Source organism: Streptomyces sp. H39-C1, assembly GCF_027158125.1.
GTDB lineage: Bacteria > Actinomycetota > Actinomycetes > Streptomycetales > Streptomycetaceae > Actinacidiphila > Actinacidiphila fildesensis.
Genome location: NZ_JAPVLS010000056.1, coordinates 15485 through 30399 on the forward strand (window position 1 = coordinate 15485; position 14915 = coordinate 30399).

Consider the following 14915-nt stretch of genomic DNA (forward strand, 5'->3'; position numbering starts at 1 on the left):
ACTCGAGGAGGGACGCTCCGATGGGGGAGAAGGTCGTAGCCACCGGGTTCGACCTGTCCGACCGGCAGCGGTACCGGATGAAGCTTCGCCAGTGTCTCATGGGACTGGAGCGACTGCTGGACGAGAAGAGGTTCGACCGGCCCAGGAATCTCATGGGACTCGAGCTGGAGTTGAATCTCGCTGATTCGGCAGGTCTGCCGCTGATGATGAATGAAGAGGTGCTGGAGCGGATCGCCAGCACCGATTTCCAGACGGAACTGGCGCAGTTCAATATTGAAGTGAACATCGCCCCTCATCATCTTTCCGGACGGGTGCTCGACCGGCTCGCGGAAGAGCTGCGCATCGGGCTGGGATACGCGGACCGCAAGGCCCGCGAAGTCGGCGCGCACATCGTCATGGTGGGTATTCTGCCGACCTTGAGCGCACAGGATCTGGTGGGTGCGAACCTGTCCAGGGCGGACCGGTACACGCTGCTCAACGACCGGATACTGGCCGCCCGCGGCGAGGACATCACCCTGGACATCGCGGGGGTGGAGCATCTGCTCTACACCTCGGGATCGATCGCCCCGGAAGCGGCCTGCACCTCCATGCAGATGCATCTGCAGGTGACGCCCGCCCGGTTCGCGGCGGTCTGGAACGCGGCGCAGGTGCTGAGCGGGCCGCAGGTCGCGGTGGGAGCGAACTCGCCGTTCCTGTTCGGCAGGGAGCTGTGGCGGGAGACCCGGCCGCCGCTGTTCCAGCAGGCGACCGACACCCGGCCGCAGGAACTGCGGGCCCAGGGCGTACGCCCGCTCACCTGGTTCGGGGAGCGCTGGATCGACTCGGCGTACGACCTGTTCGAGGAGAACCTGCGCTACTTCCCGCCGCTGCTGCCGATCTGCGACGACGAGGACCCGCTGGCGACCCTCGACGCGGGGACCGTGCCGCACCTCAAGGAACTCACCCTGCAGAACGGCACCGTCTACCGCTGGAACCGCCCGGTGTACGCCGTGGTGGACGGCGTCCCGCATCTGCGGGTGGAGAACCGGGTGCTGCCCGCGGGACCCACCGTCGCCGATGTCATCGCCAACACGGCCTTCTACTACGGGCTGGTGCGGGCGCTGGCCGAGGCGCCCCGCCAGGTCTGGCACCGGCTGCCGTTCGGCGCCGCGGCGGCGAACTTCGACGCCGCCTGCCGGCACGGCATCGGCGCCGTCATGCACTGGCCGCGGCCGGGGCGGGGCGGCGGGCTCGTGGAGCTGCCGGCCACGGAGCTGGTGCTGGAGGAGCTGCTGCCGCTGGCGTCGGCCGGGCTCGACGCCTGGGGTATCGAGCCCGTCGACCGCGACCGCTACCTGGGCATCATCGAGGCCCGCTGCCGGCTGCGCACCAACGGCGCCGAATGGCAGTCGGCGGTGTTCCACCGGGCGCTGGAGCGCGGCCTCGACCGGCGGGCCGCGCTGGTGTCGATGACGCTGCGCTACTGCGAGCTCATGCACTCCGGCGAGCCGGTGCACACCTGGCCGGTGAGCTGACCGGGGTCCCGGCCGGCCCACCGGCTCCGGAGGGCATCGCCGGCCCGTGGTGGCGGCCTCCGGAGGGCGTCAGCCGGTGGCTGCGGCCGCGCTCGCCGCGGCCGCCACCACCGCCTTGAACAGCACCGCCTGGATCTGCGCGGGGTCCGTCACCCGGTACGCCGCGCCGCCGGTGGCCCTGGCCATGCGGTCGCACGCGGACTTGTCGGCGTCGGGGCCGACCGCGATGACGATGAGCGGAACGGGGTGGGCGGGGTCGCCCAGCTCCTTCAGTTTGGCGGTCAGGGCGTCGAGGGAGATGCTCCCCGGGTCCTCGTTCGCACCGTCGGTGAGGACGACGACCGTGTTGAACTTGCCCGCGGCGAACGACTTCCTGGCGTCCTGGTACACCGCCAGCGTCGTGTCGTAGAGGCCGGTCGCGCCGCCTTCGACGGGCTGCAGGGCGCCGAACGCGCCGGTCAGCCGGTCCCGCTGGGTGGTGCCCTGGGCGGTGCGTACGCCCAGCCGGGCCGTCTCGACGATCTTCTGGTAGTCGCGGGAGCCGTCGAGCCGGGTGGAGAACCGCCACAGGCCCACCTCGTCCTCGGGCGTGAACTGCGTCAGCGCCTGCAGCAGCGACGCCTTGGTGACGTCCAGCCGGGTCTTGCCCTCGGTGCCGGGCACCGGCGCCGCCATCGAGCCGGAGACGTCGACGACCGTGGTGATCCGGGCGCTCTGCACGGTGATCTGCCACATGACGCGCAGCTGCTGCAGGGCCTGTCCCGACGGTGCGGGTACCGGCTCCGCGCCGACCGGCTGCGGCTCCTGGCCGCCGGCGCCGACCACCAGCGCCGGGTCGGGGGCGCCGGTCGCCGGCCGGAAACCGCGGGCGGACAGCAGGCGCACGCTCTCGTCGCTGCCGAGGAGTGACATGAAGCGAGACACGGCCCGGGACTGGTCGGTGGAGAGCGTGTCGTCGTCCAGCGCCGCGTACGGGTAGTCCAGATCGACGGAGCCGTCCTTGGGATAGAACAGCTTCAGGCCGGGACGGCCGTCGCCCGCGGTGTTGCGGACGAACGCCGCCTGTTCCGAGATCACCAGCGCCTGGTTGCGCTGCGGGTTCTGCAGTTCCGACGTGCTGCTGTCGTTGGGCAGGGTGGCCACGATCTGCGCGTCGCCCGGGGCGGTGTACTGCGCCAGCATCTTCGCCGCGGCGGCCGACTCGGTGTCCACGTCACCGCCCCTGCGGCCGATCGACGACGTGATCATCGTGAACCCGAGCAGACCGGTCGCGCTGCGCGCGGGATCCGCGGTGCCGAGGCGGAAGTTGCTCTTCTCACCGGCGGCCGTGGTCAAATCGGCCCAGGTGTACGCCTTGGCGGGCCAGCCCAGGCCCTTGGCCTGCGCCTGCAGCGTGCCGACGACGACGGGGGAGCGGGCGATGCTGGTCATCGAGGACAACGGGGTGCCGCGGCCGCCGATGGTCACCTGGTCGAGCCAGACGCTGGAGTCCGGGATCCAGACCTGGAAGCCGGGGTGCGTCGGGGCCTTGCCGAGGGCGTCCGCCACATCGGCCGAGGCACGCGAGGTCACGGTGACGTCGAGGCAGCGCCCGTCGGTCTTCACGCCGGTGGCCCTGGCCTGTTTTGCGATGGTGGTGAGAGCGGGCGCGATGTCGGGCGAGGCGGCGACAGCGATCTTGACCACGCCCTCCGCGCAGTGCCCGCTCAGCGGCAGCAGGCCGCCGCGGAGCACGACGAAGGTACCGGCCCCCATCGCCAGAACGAAGCTGGTGGTGACCGCTATGGTGCGGCGGCGTACCCGTGGGCGCGGCGCTCCGCCGGCCTCCCGGGGCTCAACTGGAATGCGGTGACGTCCCATGGCTGTTGGGTCTCTCCTGAGGGGTGCTCCGGCCTGTCGCGCGCGATCTTCGTATCTTTTTTCGAGACCCTAGCCAAGCGGGAACGGTACCGAGGCGGGATGACGTAAATGGAGGCTCGGGTGCACACAGAGTCATACGGGGCGGAGGCCGGACTCGCGCGGCGGACCCTGCGGAGCGAGACCCTGCTCGTACTGGCCCTGTCGCTCGGCGCCAGCGGTGTGGGCGCGCTCATCAGCTTCGTCGGGTCGCTGACCAAGCCCGGTTCGCTCAAGGACCAGGCGGCCACCCTGGTGGGCTCCCAGGCGCCGGGCCGGCCCTGGCTCGACCTCGCCTGGCAGCTGTTCGGGATCGCCACCGCCCTGGTCCCGGTCGCCCTGGTCGCGCATCTGCTGGCCCGGGAACGGGTCGGGATAGGTTCCATCGGCTTCGACCTGAAGGAACCCCGCCGCGACCTGGGGCGCGGCACCCTGGTCGCGGCCGCGATCGGCGGCACCGGGCTGCTGTTCTACCTCGGCGTCCGCGCGGCCGGGTTCAACCTCACGGTGGTGCCGGAGTCGCTGCCGGACGTGTGGTGGAAGATCCCGGTCCTGATCGCGTCCGCCGTGCAGAACGCGGTGCTGGAGGAAGTCATCGTCGTCGGCTATCTGCTGCGCAGGCTCGGGCAGTTGGGCTGGTCCCCGGCCGCCGCCCTGGCGGCGAGCGCGGTGCTGCGCGGTTCCTACCACCTGTACCAGGGCGTCGGCGGCATGATCGGGAACATGGTGATGGGCGTGGTGTTCGTCCTGCTCTACCGCCGATGGGGACGCGTCGGCCCGCTCGTCGCCGCGCACGCCCTGATCGACACGGTCGCCTTCGTCGGCTACGCGCTGCTGGCGGGCAAGGTCGGCTGGCTGCCGACGGGTTGAGCGCGCACGCGCCGTGGCGCCGCCGTCCCCGACGCGGCCGGGACGGCTACGGCGCCGCGTGCAGCTCGCCGTCGATGACGGTCACGGCGGTACCGGTGAGCAGTACCCGGTCGCCGCGCAGTTCGGTGCGGACGAAACCGCTGCGTGCGGAGACCTGCAGGCCGGTGAGTTCGGTACGGCCGAGCCGGGCGGACCAGAACGGCGCCAGGGCGGTGTGGGCGCTGCCGGTGACCGGGTCCTCGTCGATGCCGACGGCGGGGAAGAATCCGCGCGAGACGAAGTCGTAGCCGCGGGAGGGGTCTTCGGCCGCGGCGGTGGCGATGACTCCGCGCGGGCCGAGGGCCGCCAGCGCGGCGAAGTCCGGGGTGAGGGCGCGCACGGCCGCCTCGTCCGCCAGCTCGACCAGCAGGTCGCCGACGTCCGGGCCGGTGTCGTACCCGGCCAGCGGCTCCGCGCCGAGCGCTAGCGCCACGGCGGGCGGTGGTGTGGCCGCGGTGAGCGGCGCGGTGGGGAAGTCCATGGTGAGCGCACCGCCGTCGGCGGGCCGGACGCTCAGGACTCCGCTGTGGGTGGCGAAGCGCACCAGTGAGGTGGCGGCGCCCGTGGAGAACAGCACATGCGCGGTGGCGAGCGTGGCGTGCCCGCACATGGCGACCTCGGCCGCGGGCGTGAACCAGCGCAGTGCCCAGTCGGCGTCCGTGGCGTCCGCCGTGCCGTCGAGGCGGTGTGCGAAGGCGGTCTCGGAGAGGTTGACCTCGGAGGCGACCCGCTGCATCCAGCCGTCGTCGGGGAACGCGGCGCCGTCCAGGAGCAGGACTCCGGCCGGATTACCGGCGAAGGGCCGGTCGGTGAAGGCGTCGACGATTCGAATCCGCATGGGACGACCGTAGGCAGCGGTAACGCCGCAGGCCAGAGCCAATCGAGGGGAGGTGGCCCGGAAGAGGGTTGCCGAACGAACGCTTCCGATATATCGTTGAAGCATCGCGACCGATCAACGATGGAAGGAGCGTAACCATGCGTTCCCAAGGACATGAACACGAACACCGCGGACCCGGCCACCATGGCCGGGGAGAACGAGGAGAGCAGCGCCGTGCGGCCTTCGGACCGTTCGGACCGCCCTTCGGGGGTGGCCCCTTCGGCGGCCCCGGCGGGCGCGGTCGGGGCGGCCCCCGGGGCCGGGCGAGGCGCGGCGATGTACGCGCGTCGATCCTTGCGCTGCTCAAGGACCGGCCGATGCACGGCTACGAAATGATTCAGGAGATCGCCGAACGCAGTGGCGGCGCGTGGAAGCCGAGCCCCGGCTCGGTGTACCCGACGCTGCAGCTGCTGGAGGACGAGGGCCTGATCACCAGCGCGAGCGAGGGTGGCAAGAAGCTGTTCACGCTCACCGACGCCGGCCGGACCGAATCCGAAGCGGGGCCCGAGGCCCCGTGGGAAGAGGCCGGCCGGGGCGTCGACTGGGATGCCATGAACGAGATCCGGAAGGCCGGCGGGGGGCTCGTCGAGGCCTTCAAGCAGGTCTGGTCGACCGGTACGCCCGCCCAGCGCGAGAAGGCGCTGGCCGTGGTCAACGAAGCCCGTAAGAAGCTCTACCTCATCCTCGCCGAAGAGGACTGAGGCCGGAGAAGTCCGACCCACGAGCCGGGTCGGCACGATCCACGGCTCGGCCGGCTCCGCCGGATCGGCGTCGAGCAGTCCGCGCAGCGCCTTGACGGCCGCCGACCCCAGCGCGCGCTGGTCCTGGGCGACGGTCGTCAGGGCCGGGCGGACCAGCGACGCCGCGTCGATGTCGTCGAAGCCGACGATCGCGAGATCGCCGGGTACCGACAGCCCCGCGTCCGCGGCCGCGTGCAGCGCGCCGATCGCCATCTGGTCGCCGGCCGCGAAGACCGCGGTGGGCGGCTGCTCCGTGGCGAGCAGGGTGCGCACCGCGTCCTGGCCGCTGTTGAGGAAGAAGTCCCCCGTGACCACGTACTCCGGGGGCACGTCCAGTCCGAGCCGGGCGCACGCCTCCCGGAATCCGGCCAGCCGTTCGGCGGCCGGCGGCAGGTACAACGGGCCGGTGACGGTGGCTATCCGGCGGTGCCCCTGGGTGTACAGGTGCTCCACGGCGGCCGCCGCGCCGGCCGCGTTGTCGGAGGTGACCCGGACGGTACGGGGGCCGCTGAGCGCGACGTCGATCCCGGAACACGGGACGTCGGAGGCGGCGAGGGCCCGCAGGGCGCGGTTGTCGGCGGGGGTGCCCAGCACGACGACGCCTTCGAGGTTGTGCCGCCGCACCGCCTGCAGATAGGTGGTGTCGGCGTCGCCGGGACCCGACGTGGTCAGCAGCATCAGGTGGTAGTCGGCCTCGGACAGCGCGTTGCGCACCGCGCTCAACAGGCCCTGCAGGAAGGGATGCTGAAAACCGAGGGTCTCGTAGCCGGTGTCCCAGACCAGGCCGATGGTGTCGGACCGGCGCCGCACCAGCGTGCGGGCGGGTTCGTTCGGGGCGTACCCGAGTTCGCTGGCCAGCCGCCGGATACGGTCGCGGGTCGCCTCGCTCACCTCGGCCCGGTCGTTGAGCGCGCGGGAGACCGTAGCGGTCGAAACACCGCTGCGGAGAGCCAGTTCGCGGATGTTCACGGCGATTGCACCTGTTCCTGGAGTGGCGAGGGTGTGTGCTGCACACAGTCTTGACGATGTGTCATGGCGAAGACAGACTTCCGGCGCACCGGAAACGTTTACGTAACGCGGCTCCGCCACCGGGGCCCGACAGAAACGGGATGCTGCGATGCCACGCGCGATGCCAATGAAGTCACCCAGGACCCGCTTCAGAGCACTTGTCACCCTGGCCACCGCCGCGGCCTGTGTCGCCGCGGTCGGCGCGGTACCGGCCACCGCCGGCAGCTCGGCCCAGTACACCGACGCCAGGGCGCCGATCGATCTGCGCGTCAAGGACCTCCTGAAGCGGATGACGCTGGAGGAGAAGATCGGGCAGATGGACCAGATCGCGGTCGCGCGGGTCCAGGGCGACTGCGAATGGAGCGGCGGTGCCCTCAACGAGACCTGCATGAAGTCGGTGCTGGGCGACTACGCGGCCGGCTCGATCCTCTCCGGCGGCGGCATGGGCCCCGCCGTGAACACGCCCGCCGAGTGGGCGAAGATGGTCAACACGGTGCAGAAGTACGCCGTCGACAACTCGCGGCTGCACATCCCGGTGCTCTACGGGGTCGACGCCGTGCACGGTCACAACAACGTGCTCGGCGCCACCGTCTTCCCGCACCAGATCGGCCTGGGCGCCACCTGGGACCCGGCCACCGTCCGGGCGGCGGGAGCCTCCACGGCGCGCTCGGTCGCCGCGACCGGCATCGACTGGAACTTCGCGCCCGTCGCGGACCTCGCCCGCGACCAGCGCTGGGGCCGCTACTACGAGACGTTCGGCGAGGACCCGCTGCTGGCCGGGACGCTGGCCGCCGCGAGCGTCACCGGCATCGACACGGCGAACGGCGCCAAGCACGTCGTCGCCACCGTGAAGCACTTCGGCGGTTACTCCGAGCCGGCCAACGGCCACGACCGGGTGCCCGCGGACGTCTCCATGCGCTATCTGCAGGACACCCTGCTGCCCTCGTACAAGCAGGCCGTGCAGGCCGGTGCGAAGACCGTGATGGTCAACTCCGGTGCCATCAACGGCGTCCCCGCGACCTCCTCGAAGTACCTGCTCACCAAGGTGCTGCGCGACCAGTGGGGCTTCAAGGGCGTCACGGTCAGCGACTGGGAGGACGTCCGGGCGCTGCAGACGAAGTACAAGCTCGCCGCCGACTACCCCGAGGCGATCGCCCTCGCGGTCAACGCGGGCCTGGACATGGCCATGGAGCCGTACTTCGCCAAGGAGTGGAGCACCGGCCTGAAGACCGCTGTCGACCGCGGGCTGGTCTCGGTCAAGCGCATCGACGAGTCGGCCGGCCGGATCCTGCGGATGAAGTTCGAGCTCGGCCTGTTCGAGCACCCCTACGTGGACGCGGCCAAGGCCGACGCCGCGGTGCTGGGGGCGGACAAGGCCCTCGCGCGCAAGGCGGCCGCCGAGTCGCAGGTGCTGCTGCGCAACGACGGCGGGGTGCTGCCGATCTCCCCGGCGGCCAAGAAGATCGTCGTGGCGGGTTCCTACGCCGATGACATCAACGACCAGGCGGGTGGCTGGACCATCGGCTGGCAGGGCGTCCCCGAAGGTGTGACGCTGCCGGGCACGACCGTGCTGGCGGGGATCAAGGAGGCGGCGCCCGCGGGCACCGAGGTGGTGCGGGCCACCAGCGCCGACGACGCGGTGGCGCAGGCCAAGGACGCCGATCTGACCGTCGTGGTCGTCGGCGAGAAGGCCGCGGCGGAAGGCGCCGCGGACAGCCCGCGGCCCGAACTGTCGGCGGACCAGCAGGCGTTGGTCAAGGCGCTGAAGGCGGCGGGCAAGCCCGTCGTCACCGTCGTCATCGCGGGCCGGCCGCTCGCGCTCGGCGACGCGGACGGCACCCAGGGGCTGCTGATGTCCTGGCTGCCGGGCAGCGAGGGCGGGCACGGAATCGCCGACGTGCTGTTCGGGGCGGTCAACCCGAGCGGCCGGCTGCCGGTCTCCTGGCCGAAGCACATCGGCAACGAGCCGCTGTACTACCAGCAGCTGCCGGGCACCAACGGCGGGCCGGAGTCCTCGTACGACGCGGCCTACCCGTTCGGCGCCGGTCTCTCGTACACCTCCTACGCCTTCGGCGCGATCACGGCCGACAAGGCGGTGGTACGGGCCGGTGACCCGGTCGGTGTCAAGGTGACCGTCTCCAACACCGGCGGCAAGGCGGGCGATCTGGTGGTGCCGGTGTACGTGTCACGGCCGACCAGCGACGTTCTGACGCCGGCGACCCGGCTGGTGGCCTTCACCAAGGTGCACCTGGCGGCGGGGGAGACCCGTACGGTCCGGCTGCAGGTGTCGCCGGGAACCCTCGCGGTCACGCCGGGCGACCTGGACGGCGCGGGCGCGCAGAAGGTCGAGCGCGGCGCGTACACCTTCTCGGCGGGCGACAAGAGCGCGGCGGTGACGGTGCGCTGAGCCGGCGGGTGCGGGGCGGCGGTCGGTCCCTGCCGCCGCCCCGCACCCGTCCGTCCGCACCGGAGCCGCTCGTGCGCCCGGCCCTGCCGTCGCTACTCGACGAGCCCGGCCAGCTTGCGCAGCGACTCGTTGAGGGCGGCGGTCGCCGAGTCCTTGAGCTTGCCCGCCATCATGGCGACGGCCGCGCCGGCGAAGCTGCTGTCGATCCGCAGTTCGGTGGCGTCGCCGTCGGGCGTCAGGGTGTAGCGCATGCTGAGGTTGACACCCATCGGGCCCTTGCCCGCGATGCCCAGCACCCGCTCGGCCTCCAGGGCCTCCACGGTCCAGGTGACCTCGGCCGGGAAGCCCATCATCTTCATGTTCTCCTGATAGGTGGCACCGGCCGCCAGCGGCGCCGGGCCTCCCTTCGGGAAACTCGTGTGGGTGGCGCTCCACTGGCCGTACGACGCGAAGTCGGTCAGCTGCCTCCAGACCTTCTCGGCCGGGGCCGCGATGCGCGCCTGTGCGGAGACTTCGGCCATGCGATCACTCCTTGTGCGAAGGCGCTGCGGCTCGCGCGCAGCGACGGTGTCGCGGAACGTAGTCGCAGCGGCCCGAACATTCAATACTGATGAAGTGTCAGAACTGATGAACCGTCAGAGATTCCCGGCGGGCCAGCCGTACGCTGCGGGTCGGCAGCGGCCCGCGGCTCAGTAACCGGTCCACATGACCCCGGTTCAGACCGTGCCCGGGATTGATCCGCAGCAGCACCCGGTCGGGTCGGAAACGCGCCTGCCGGGCGAGCCGGCGGGGGATGACGTCATCGATCCAGGCGAACGGACGGCCGCCGGCGTGGCGCAGGATCGGCGCCCACTTCCGGCCGGTGAACAGGTCCGCGCGCGGCAGCCGCGGATCGCCGGGACGCGGGCGGTAGCGGCCGAACTCCACCACCGGCAGCACCGGCAGGCCCAGCCGCGGGGCTATGTGCCGGTTGGCCTCGTGCTCCCAGGTGCTGGCCCAGGTGAGCTCGTAGACCGCGGACAACTCGCGCAGCCACGCGCCGTGTGCGGCGGAGAGCAGCACGGTGTGGTCCAGGATGTCGTACGCGGTGAATGCCGCCGATGGCAGTACCGGATTGAGGACTCCGTCGATGTCGAGGAAAAGCAGCGGTTTGGCCATCGCTCTCCTTCCCCAGGGCGGGGCAGGCGGTTACTCGTGCCTGTGAGGGACGAGGATCGGGGCCATGGTGGTTGCGCGCTCAACAGGAGGACATATGGACGAGGAACTGCCGGCCCGGCTGCGCGCCGTTCCGGTGCTGGCCGGACCCCTGCCGCGGTTCGACCCGGACGGCGCGGACCCCTCTCCCGGGCGCCAGTTCGCCCGCTGGCTGGACGAGGCGCTGGACGAGGGTGTGCCGGAACCGCATGTCATGACACTCAGCACCGCGGACCGCGACGGGCGTCCCTCGGCGCGGGTCCTCATGCTGCGCGGCCTGGGCGCCGACGCGTGCACATTCGTGTTCGCGTCCGACGCGACCAGCCACAAGGGCCACGACCTGGCGGCCAACCCGCACGCGGCGCTGAGCTGGTACTGGCCGCGCCAGGGCCGGCAGATCCGGGCGGCGGGCCCCGTCGAGGCCCTGGACGCCGGGATCGCGCGCGGCGACTTCCTGGGCCGCCGCGAGGCCTCCCGGATCGCCGGGTTCACCGGACGGATGAGCGCCCCGCTGGCCGGGCCCGGCGCGTACGACGAGGAGCGGCGGCGGGCCGCGGACCTGGTCGCGGCCGACCCGCAGGCCGTTCCGGCGGGGCACACCGTCTACCGGCTGCGGGCCGACGAGATGGAGTTCTTCCAGGGGGACCCGGACAGCTTCCATGTGCGGCTGCACTACGCCCGGCAGGGCGACGACTGGAAGCGGGGACTGCTGTGGCCGTGAGCGTCCGGTCATGAGCGTCCGGTCATGAGCGGTCCGGTCATGAGCGGTTAGGTCATGAGCGGTTGGGTCATGAGCGGTTGGGTCAGGAGTGGTCCGGTCATGAGGGGTCCGGCCGTGAGTCATCCTCCGGGATGAGGCCGGCCGGACGACCCCGCCTTCGGGGGGATGCGCACATGGCCCCTGGCGGGGATGTTCCCGCCTCCCCGCCCTGATGGGGTGGGGTATGTGCACAGCGAAGCCCGGCCCCTGGACCTGACCCACCCCGACAACGACGCGCGGTTCGGTGTGGAGCTGCGCACGGTGGCGGCCAGTGCCCGGCGGCGGGCCGGGCGCGACGGGGACCGGCAGATCGACACCGCGCATCTGCTGCACTCGCTGCTGGAGACCGACCCCCGGGCCCGTGACGTGTGCGACGCGGGCAGCGGGCAGGTGGTGCGCGTCCTCGGGTACCTGGCGCAGCGCAGCATCGGCTACGGCCTGGAGTGGCAGGGCTCGGTGGAGGACTCCGGGGCGCTGCCGGTGGTCACCGCGCGGAGCACCCCGGGCTGGAGTCCGGCGGCCGCCGCCGCGATGCGCACGGCCGTGCGCTCGGCCCAGCGTGGAGGCCGCGGCCAGGCCGACGGGATCGATCTGCTCAACGCGCTGGCCGCCGACCCGCACAGCCGCGCCGTCGAGGTACTGCGGACCGCCGGTCTGGACGTCAGCCGCTACCTGGACGAAGGACCTGTCGCGAGCTGACATCATGGCCCGATGCATGCGTCTCAGGGGAGGAACGCGGGGCTGGGGCTCGCCTTGGCGTCGGCGTTCGCGTTCGGTGGTTCAGGAGTAGCGGCGAAACCGCTCATCGAGGCGGGGCTCGACCCGCTCGATGTGGTGTGGCTCCGCGTGGCGGGAGCGGCGCTCATCATGCTGCCGGTCGCGCTGCGCCATCGCGCCCTGCTGCGGCAGCGCCCCGGACTCCTGGCGGGCTTCGGCCTGCTCGCCATCGCGGGTGTGCAGACGTTCTACTTCGCGGCGATATCCCGGATCCCGGTGGGCGTCGCGATCCTCGTCGAGTTCCTCGGCCCGGCCCTGCTGCTGGGCTGGGTGCGCTTCGTGCAGCGCCGGCCGGTGAGCCGGGCGGCGGCGATCGGGGTGGTGCTGGCGGTCGGCGGCATGGCCTCGGTGGTCGAGGTGTGGTCGGGGCTGGCCTTCGACGCCTTCGGTCTGCTGCTCGCCTTCGGCGCGGCCTGCTGCCAGGTCAGCTACTTCGTCCTGGCCGACCACGGCACGGAGGGCGAGGACGCCCCCGACCCGATCGCCGTCATCGCCTTCGGGCTGCTGATCGGCGCCGCGGTGATGACCGTGGTGGCGCGGCCGTGGGGGATGAACTGGGCAGTGCTGGGCCATCAGGCCGCGCTCGGCGACAAGCAGGTGCCCGCGGTGCTGCTCGTCGGGTGGATCGTCCTGGTGGCGACGGTCGTCGCGTATCTGACCGGGGTGCTGGCCGTGCGCAAGCTGACCCCGCAGGTGGCCGGGGTGGTCGCCTGTCTGGAGGCGGTGGTGGGGACCGTGTTCGCCTGGATCCTGCTCGGTGAGCACCTGGGCGTCCCGCAGATCATCGGCGGAACGCTGGTGCTGGCGGGTGCGTTCGTCGCCCAGACCACCACCCAGAGCGGTGGGAGCAAACCGGTGGCCGAGCCGCTGCCGCAGCCCGATCTGGTCTGAGGACGGCCCCTGCTCCGAGCCCCGGGTCCCCGGATCTCGCGCCTCGGAACCGCCTTGTAGGGGCGCGTCCGCACCTCGTAAGGTGACGATCATGCACCTCACCGTTCTGCCGCCGCCCGCCGCCTAGGCGGGCTGCCACCCCACGGACGACCCGGCTCGGGCACGTACCCGAGCAGGTCGCGGCTGCCCGCACACGGGACCACGCGACCATCTCAAGTCCTCCGCGGGAGAACACTCGTGCCGTCGAACCATGGCCACACCCTTGCCCCGTCCGTCGGACGCGGCCTGCTCTACGTCACCTTCGCCGCCACCGCCTGGGGCACCGCGGGCGCCGCCGCCGCGCTGCTCCTAGTGAGCAGCGGCCTCGGCCCCGTCACCCTGGCCTTCTGGCGCACCGCCGGCGGCTTCGCGCTGCTGCTGCTCGTCCGGCTGGTCCGCCGCCGTCGCGGCGCCGTCCGTACACCGGCCAGGAAGGAACCCCGGCGGCGTGCGGTGCTGCGCATCCTGGCCACCGGTCTCGGCCTGACGGTCTTCCAGACCGCCTATTTCGGAGCCGTCGAGTCGACGGGACTGGCCGTCGCGACCGTCGTCACCCTGGGTGCGGGCCCGGTCATCATCGCGGTCGTCGCCCGTCTCATCATGGGCGAACGGCTCGGCCGCGGCGGCGCCGTGGCCGTCTCCGGCGCTCTGGCGGGGCTCGCGGTGCTCGTCCTGGGCAACGGCGGCGGGTCCGTGGCCCCGGCCGGGGTCGGGCTCGCGCTGCTGTCCGCGTCCGGCTACGCCTGCATCACGCTGCTGACCCGCTGGATGGGCCGCGGCGGTGACGGCGGCGACCCGTTCATGACCTCGCTGTGGGCCTTCGCGGTGTGCGCCGTGACCCTGCTCCCGCTCGCCCTGGCGGAAGGGCTGTGGCCGCGCGGCACGGACCTCGGCCACACCCTGTGGCTGCTGGTCTATCTGGCCTCCGTGCCGACCGCACTCGCCTACGGGCTGTACTTCGCGGGCGCCGCGGTGGTCCGGGCGGCGACGGTCTCCGTCATCGCACTGATCGAACCGGTCTCCGCGGCGGCCATCGCCGTCGTCGTCCTCGGCGAACAGCTGACCGGCGCGACCGTACTGGGCACCGTCATCCTGCTCGGCGCCGTGACGGCGCTGGGCCTGGAGGAGGCCCGGCTGGCCTCGGCCGGCCGCCGCGCGGCGGCCGGCACGGGATGACCGCCGGGGGTGCGCGCCGACACCGGACGACGGTGGCGGGTGCGCGCAGGCTCGTGACCTAGGCGCGGTCCGGGTCGGATGCCGCCAGCCGGCGCAGCTGGTGGGCGCGGGCCGCCTCGTCGTGCGGGGCGGCCCGCTCCGCGAGGCGCTCCGCGTCCCGCTGCTGCATCTGCCGGGGCTTGTTGCCGCCGTACTTGAACTTCGCGCGGACCTCGGTCACCTCCAGCCGGATGCCGCGGATCCCGGGCAGCATCCGGCCGAACGGGGCCTGTCCCGGGGCGACGGGCGCGTAGTCGCCGGCCGGCTGGAAGTGCGCGAGCTGACGGTGCAGCACGGCGGCCTTCTGCGCCTCGTCGTCGATGACATGCGCCGTGCACAGCAGCTGGACGGCGGCGTAGAAGCTGGTCGGGGTGCCGTGCTCGGCGGGCACGCCCTCGGGGGCGTGCCAGGGGCCGGGGATGAACGTGTAGTCGTCCACGACGCTGAGCGTCACCCGTGGGTTCGCCTCGAGGGCGTGCCACAGCGGGTTGGGGCGGGCGAGGTGGGTGAACGCCTCGTTGCGCTCCGGGTCGTAGGCGAAGTGCAGCGGTTGGACGAACGGGGGTTCGCCTGGCAGGCCGTTGACGGCCAGCTGCCCGAAGTCGTGGGCGGCGAGCCAGGTCTGCCACTCGGTGTCGTCCTGCGGTGCGTCCCAGGGGTGGATGAGCATGTCGGGTCCCTCAGGGTC

At 72.2% G+C, this 14915-nt stretch carries 13 protein-coding genes and 1 pseudogene; 8 read left to right on the forward strand and 6 right to left on the reverse strand.

The genetic code is table 11. The annotated features are described in order from the left end of the window. Positions 1–20 precede the first annotated feature (20 nt). On the forward strand, positions 21–1514 hold the full coding sequence (locus tag O3W51_RS30780; protein ID WP_138357387.1) for a glutamate--cysteine ligase: 1494 nt from the start codon (positions 21–23) through the stop codon (positions 1512–1514). A 69-nt stretch (positions 1515–1583) separates the two neighbouring features. On the opposite strand, the gene O3W51_RS30785 is transcribed toward O3W51_RS30780, so the two are convergent. Continuing rightward, positions 1584–3374 carry a substrate-binding and VWA domain-containing protein gene (locus O3W51_RS30785; RefSeq protein ID WP_138357386.1) on the reverse strand — a complete coding sequence of 597 codons (1791 nt, stop codon included), beginning with the start codon at positions 3372–3374 and terminating at the stop codon, positions 1584–1586. 108 nt (positions 3375–3482) lie between these two features. Between O3W51_RS30785 and O3W51_RS30790 the strand changes: the two genes are divergently transcribed. Continuing rightward, entirely contained in the window at positions 3483–4280 is a 798-nt protein-coding gene (locus O3W51_RS30790) for a CPBP family intramembrane glutamic endopeptidase (protein WP_138357385.1), read from the forward strand. A gap of 46 nt (positions 4281–4326) precedes the next feature. On the opposite strand, the gene O3W51_RS30795 is transcribed toward O3W51_RS30790, so the two are convergent. Next, the gene (locus O3W51_RS30795) at positions 4327–5157 is read right to left on the reverse strand and encodes a PhzF family phenazine biosynthesis protein (protein ID WP_138357384.1); all 831 of its coding nucleotides are present in this window, start codon (positions 5155–5157) and stop codon (positions 4327–4329) included. A 137-nt stretch (positions 5158–5294) separates the two neighbouring features. On the opposite strand from O3W51_RS30795, the gene O3W51_RS30800 reads away from it, so the two are divergent. Continuing rightward, a complete protein-coding gene (locus O3W51_RS30800) occupies positions 5295–5897 on the forward strand; it encodes a PadR family transcriptional regulator (RefSeq protein WP_138357383.1) in 603 nt (200 codons plus the stop codon). A gap of 18 nt (positions 5898–5915) precedes the next feature. On the opposite strand, the pseudogene O3W51_RS48960 reads toward O3W51_RS30800, so the two are convergent. Beyond that, positions 5916–7184: pseudogene (locus O3W51_RS48960) on the reverse strand (LacI family DNA-binding transcriptional regulator); the annotation flags it as partial. Here O3W51_RS48960 and O3W51_RS30805 point away from each other — a divergent pair. Continuing rightward, positions 7066–9351, forward strand: a complete 2286-nt coding sequence (locus O3W51_RS30805) for a glycoside hydrolase family 3 N-terminal domain-containing protein (protein ID WP_164608363.1) — start codon at positions 7066–7068, stop codon at positions 9349–9351. The pseudogene O3W51_RS48960 and the gene O3W51_RS30805 sit on opposite strands and share 119 nt — an antisense overlap. Positions 9352–9443: 92 nt before the next feature. Here the strand turns inward: O3W51_RS30805 and O3W51_RS30810 are convergent, their stop codons facing one another. Together O3W51_RS30810 and O3W51_RS30815 are read right to left on the reverse strand one after the other, a co-directional pair. After that, positions 9444–9872: a type II toxin-antitoxin system Rv0910 family toxin gene (locus O3W51_RS30810; protein WP_138357380.1), complete on the reverse strand. Its 429-nt coding sequence runs from the start codon at positions 9870–9872 to the stop codon at positions 9444–9446. 97 nt (positions 9873–9969) lie between these two features. Next, complete coding sequence (locus O3W51_RS30815) at positions 9970–10509, reverse strand: HAD domain-containing protein (protein ID WP_164297900.1); 540 nt, start codon at positions 10507–10509, stop codon at positions 9970–9972. 94 nt (positions 10510–10603) lie between these two features. Here O3W51_RS30815 and O3W51_RS30820 point away from each other — a divergent pair, with 94 nt between their 5' ends. From O3W51_RS30820 to O3W51_RS30835, 4 genes are all read left to right on the forward strand, one after another. Next, complete coding sequence (locus O3W51_RS30820) at positions 10604–11266, forward strand: pyridoxine/pyridoxamine 5'-phosphate oxidase (RefSeq protein ID WP_138357378.1); 663 nt, start codon at positions 10604–10606, stop codon at positions 11264–11266. A 225-nt stretch (positions 11267–11491) separates the two neighbouring features. After that, positions 11492–12004, forward strand: a complete 513-nt coding sequence (locus tag O3W51_RS30825; protein ID WP_269287811.1) for a Clp protease N-terminal domain-containing protein — start codon at positions 11492–11494, stop codon at positions 12002–12004. Between the two features lie 12 nt (positions 12005–12016). Further along, positions 12017–12973, forward strand: coding sequence for an EamA family transporter (locus O3W51_RS30830; protein ID WP_138357377.1), 957 nt, complete (start codon positions 12017–12019; stop codon positions 12971–12973). Between the two features lie 237 nt (positions 12974–13210). Further along, a complete protein-coding gene (locus tag O3W51_RS30835) occupies positions 13211–14188 on the forward strand; it encodes a DMT family transporter (RefSeq protein ID WP_269287812.1) in 978 nt (325 codons plus the stop codon). Between the two features lie 58 nt (positions 14189–14246). Here O3W51_RS30835 and O3W51_RS30840 read toward each other — a convergent pair whose 3' ends face one another. Beyond that, positions 14247–14897, reverse strand: coding sequence for an FMN-binding negative transcriptional regulator (locus O3W51_RS30840; RefSeq protein WP_138357376.1), 651 nt, complete (start codon positions 14895–14897; stop codon positions 14247–14249). Positions 14898–14915 lie beyond the last annotated feature (18 nt).

Coding starts and splice junctions, on each gene's coding strand:
- O3W51_RS30820 (WP_138357378.1), top strand. CDS start 10,604: ATGGACGAGGAACTGCCGGCCCGGCTGCGCGCCGTTCCGGTGCTGGCC.
- O3W51_RS30790 (WP_138357385.1), top strand. CDS start 3,483: ATGGAGGCTCGGGTGCACACAGAGTCATACGGGGCGGAGGCCGGACTC.
- O3W51_RS30800 (WP_138357383.1), top strand. CDS start 5,295: ATGCGTTCCCAAGGACATGAACACGAACACCGCGGACCCGGCCACCAT.
- O3W51_RS30805 (WP_164608363.1), top strand. CDS start 7,066: ATGCCAATGAAGTCACCCAGGACCCGCTTCAGAGCACTTGTCACCCTG.
- O3W51_RS30785 (WP_138357386.1), bottom strand. CDS start 3,374: ATGGGACGTCACCGCATTCCAGTTGAGCCCCGGGAGGCCGGCGGAGCG.
- O3W51_RS30810 (WP_138357380.1), bottom strand. CDS start 9,872: ATGGCCGAAGTCTCCGCACAGGCGCGCATCGCGGCCCCGGCCGAGAAG.
- O3W51_RS30780 (WP_138357387.1), top strand. CDS start 21: ATGGGGGAGAAGGTCGTAGCCACCGGGTTCGACCTGTCCGACCGGCAG.
- O3W51_RS30840 (WP_138357376.1), bottom strand. CDS start 14,897: ATGCTCATCCACCCCTGGGACGCACCGCAGGACGACACCGAGTGGCAG.
- O3W51_RS30795 (WP_138357384.1), bottom strand. CDS start 5,157: ATGCGGATTCGAATCGTCGACGCCTTCACCGACCGGCCCTTCGCCGGT.
- O3W51_RS30830 (WP_138357377.1), top strand. CDS start 12,017: ATGCATGCGTCTCAGGGGAGGAACGCGGGGCTGGGGCTCGCCTTGGCG.
- O3W51_RS30815 (WP_164297900.1), bottom strand. CDS start 10,509: ATGGCCAAACCGCTGCTTTTCCTCGACATCGACGGAGTCCTCAATCCG.